Below are 3,805 nucleotides of genomic sequence, written 5' to 3'. Positions count from 1 at the left end.
CGGAACTCTTCAAGCCATTTTTAAAAGAAAATCAGCTGAATCAAATATCAAAAGCGGCATAATAATCGGTACCAAGTCAATGACACCAAGGGTCAAAGGCTATTTTTTAACTGCAAAACTTGAGTTAATAAACTATGTGACAGAGAATTAAGAGTGGGTTTAGGTAGAAATGCAAGAGCTTATCTAGAAAATCATTATACATCAAAGCATTCATACGAGATTATAATGAGTCACTTCAACAAATGAAGAAAAGAGAGGGAGCTAAATGTTTAAAGATAAAACTTTATTAATTACAGGTGGAACAGGATCTTTTGGAAATGCAGTGCTTGACAAATACTTAAAATCAGATTTGAAAGAAATTCGAATTTTTTCAAGAGATGAATTGAAGCAAGATGAAATGCGTCATAAATATCAACAAATTGCTCCAGAGTATAGTAATAAAATCAAGTTTTATATTGGTGACGTTCGTAATCCTCAAAGTATACGAGACGCAATGTACGGAGTGGATTTTGTGTTCCATGCTGCAGCATTAAAGCAAGTGCCGTCATGTGAGTTTTTCCCCATGGAAGCAGTACGTACTAACGTAGTCGGCACAGAAAATGTATTAAATGCAGCAGTCAAAGAAGGAGTAGAAAAAGTAATTTGTTTATCTACAGACAAAGCTGCTTATCCAGTGAATGCAATGGGAACTTCTAAAGCAATGATGGAAAAGGTTGCAGTAGCGAAAGCACGAACTGTTTCGCCTGAACGGACCGAAATCTGTGTTACTCGATATGGTAATGTTTTAGCATCGCGCGGTTCAGTCGTTCCTTTATTCATCAATCAGATGCGTGATGGTAAGGAACTAACTGTAACTGATCCTAATATGACTCGATTCATCATGACTCTAGAAGAAGCAGTAGATTTAGTAGTATATGCTTTTGAACATGCTGAATCTGGGGATATTATGGTACAAAAAGCTCCTGCATCTACAATTGGTGACTTAATGGAAGCCACTAAGCAAATCTTTAATCCTAAAGCAGAAAGTAAACAAATTGGTATCCGCCATGGAGAAAAAATGTATGAGACTCTTCTTACTAACGAAGAATGTGCTCATGCCATTGATATGGGAGACTTTTATCGCGTTCCAGCAGACACTCGAGATTTGAATTACGATAAATATTTCTCAGATGGAGATGAAGATCGTAATTTATTAGAAGAATTTAACTCTGATAATACAAAACTGATGACTGTAGAACAAGTAAGAGAGAAACTATTAAGTGTACCATTGGTTCAAGAAGAATTAGAAGCATGGAAGGCGGGACAGTAATGGAAATCTTAATCACAGGTTCAGAAGGGTTTGTTGGTAAGAATTTAGTAGCTGAACTACGTAATAGAGGTTATGGAGACTTATACCTTTACGACAAAGAGAACTCTTTTGAAGATTTAAAAAAATGGACAAAAGACTGTGAATTTGTTTTTCATCTAGCAGGTATCAATCGTCCTGAGACTGAAGAAGAGTTCATGGAGGGGAATGCAGATTTAACTTCGCAATTAACCAGTTTATTGGAAGAAAATAATAATCAAGCACCTATCATGATTTCTTCATCTATTCAGGCTGAAAAAGACAATCCTTATGGTAAGAGCAAGAAGGCTGGGGAGGATTATATTTTTGAGTATGGAAAAAGAAATGACGTTCCAGTCTTTGTCTACCGGTTTTCTAACCTTTACGGAAAGTGGAGCAAGCCAAATTACAATACGGTTATTGCTACTTTTTGTCACAACATCGCTCATGGCTTGCCAATACAAGTAAACGATCCTACTGTAGAAATTACCTTTCAGTATATTGATGATGTGGTTAATGAACTGATTGACTGCCTTGAAGGAAATGGCACGCAATTGGATAAATTCTATCATGTTGCAGAAAAAGATACTAGAACTTTAGGAGAAGTAGCCCAACTAATTCAAGATTTTAAAGAAAGTCGTAAAACCTTACAAGTTCCAGACATGAGTGATTCTTTTACTAAAAACTTATATAGTACTTATTTAAGTTTTTTACCAGAGGACGACTTTTCTTATAAATTGAAAATGAACCAAGATGAGCGAGGCTCATTTACAGAATTTTTAAGAAGCCCAGATCGTGGTCAAGTATCGATTAATGTTTCAAAGCCAGGAATTACTAAAGGCCAGCACTGGCATCATTCAAAAAATGAAAAGTTCCTAGTCGTTAAAGGGAATGGAGTAATTCGATTCCGTAAAGTCGGTGAAGAGAAAGTGATTGAATACTCAGTAAGCGGCAAAGAACTAGAAGTCGTTGATATTCCAACCGGTTATACACATTCAATCGTAAATACTGGAAAAGAAGAAATGGTAACTGTCATGTGGGTGAATGAACCGTTTGACCCAGATAACGCAGATACTTATTATTTGGAGGTTTAGCATTGAAAAAATTAAAAGTAATGACTGTAGTAGGAACTCGCCCAGAGATTATCCGTCTTTCAGCAGTAATTAACAAATTAGAAGAATCAGAGGCGGTTGAGCATATCTTAGTACATACTGGACAAAACTATGATTATGAGCTAAATGAAGTCTTCTTTGAAGATTTTAAATTAAAGAAACCGGATTACTTTTTAAATGCAGCAACTGGTACACCTGTCGAAACCATTGGGAATATTCTAGTGAATATAGATCCGATTTTAGACGAAGTTCAACCGGATGCGTTTCTTGTATTAGGAGATACGAATAGCTGTCTATGCGCAATTGCAGCGAAAAGAAAGCATATCCCAATCTTTCACATGGAAGCTGGAAACCGTTGCTTTGATCAACGAGTACCGGAAGAAACAAACCGTAAAATTGTAGATCATGTAGCAGATATCAACTTAACTTATAGTGATATTGCGCGTGAGTACCTCTTAGCTGAAGGACTGCCAGCAGATCAAGTCATTAAAACTGGAAGTCCTATGTATGAAGTACTAGAAACTCGCAGAGAAGATATCGAAAATTCAGATGTGCTCGAACGATTGGATTTAGAAAAAGGCCAGTATTTCGTAGTATCTGCTCACCGGGAAGAAAATATTAACTCTGAAAAGAATTTTAATGGATTAGTAAATAGCTTAAACGCTATTGCTGAGAAATATAACTTGCCGATTATTGTAAGTACACACCCGCGAACACGTAATATGATAAATGAAAAAGGCATCACTTTTAATGAAAATATTCAATTAATGAAACCTTTAGGCTTTAACGATTACAACAGTTTACAATTGCACTCTAAAGCTGTATTAAGTGATAGTGGTACGATTAGTGAAGAATCTTCTATTTTAGGCTTTAGAGCTTTAAATATCCGGGAAGCTCATGAACGACCAGAAGCAATGGAAGAAGCTAGTGTGATGATGGTTGGATTAAATAAAGAGCGTATTATTCAAGGCTTAGAAGTGCTTGAGACTCAAGTGAAGGATACTTTAAGACTGGTAGGAGATTATAGTATGCCGAATGTTTCTGAAAAGGTATTACGAATTATAATAAGTTATACGGATTACATTAATAGAGTAGTTTGGAGTGAGATTTAATCGTAAATGAATTCTAAAGGAGTAATCAGAACATTAATTATTAGTAATAACCCACTGAGTGAAACTAATAACAATGGTAAGACAATCGCCTCTTTTTTTTCAAGTTCTCAAAAATATAACTTGTCACAATTCACTAGTGTTGCATTAAAAATTTAACTGTTCCATGACATAAAAAAATCCTTTATACTAGTACTTGGATGACTTATCCAAGACCAATACAAAGGATCTAAGCATGGATAAGTATAATACAAAAATGA

Annotated in this window: 3 protein-coding genes; all 3 read left to right on the top strand. The window is 35.5% G+C overall.

The features are described from left to right. Positions 1-265: 265 nt before the first annotated feature. Genes ACYQ2O_RS10985 through wecB form a run of 3 tightly spaced genes read left to right on the top strand, consistent with a single transcriptional unit; the run spans position 266 to position 3,548 of the window. Complete coding sequence (locus tag ACYQ2O_RS10985) at positions 266-1,309, top strand: polysaccharide biosynthesis protein (RefSeq protein WP_346024101.1); 1,044 nt, start codon at positions 266-268, stop codon at positions 1,307-1,309. Next, the gene (locus tag ACYQ2O_RS10980) at positions 1,309-2,418 is read left to right on the top strand and encodes a polysaccharide biosynthesis C-terminal domain-containing protein (RefSeq protein WP_346024102.1); all 1,110 of its coding nucleotides are present in this window, start codon (positions 1,309-1,311) and stop codon (positions 2,416-2,418) included. The genes ACYQ2O_RS10985 and ACYQ2O_RS10980 overlap by 1 nt, the downstream gene beginning before the upstream one ends. Before the next feature lie 2 nt (positions 2,419-2,420). Beyond that, positions 2,421-3,548 (top strand): non-hydrolyzing UDP-N-acetylglucosamine 2-epimerase, encoded by a 1,128-nt coding sequence (wecB, locus tag ACYQ2O_RS10975; RefSeq protein WP_346024103.1) that lies wholly within the window; start codon positions 2,421-2,423, stop codon positions 3,546-3,548. Positions 3,549-3,805: the final 257 nt, after the last annotated feature.

The organism is Alkalibacterium sp. m-11, from assembly GCF_054658155.1.
The sequence above is the reverse complement of the archived record's forward strand: the minus strand, read 5'-3'. Positions and strand labels throughout refer to the sequence as shown.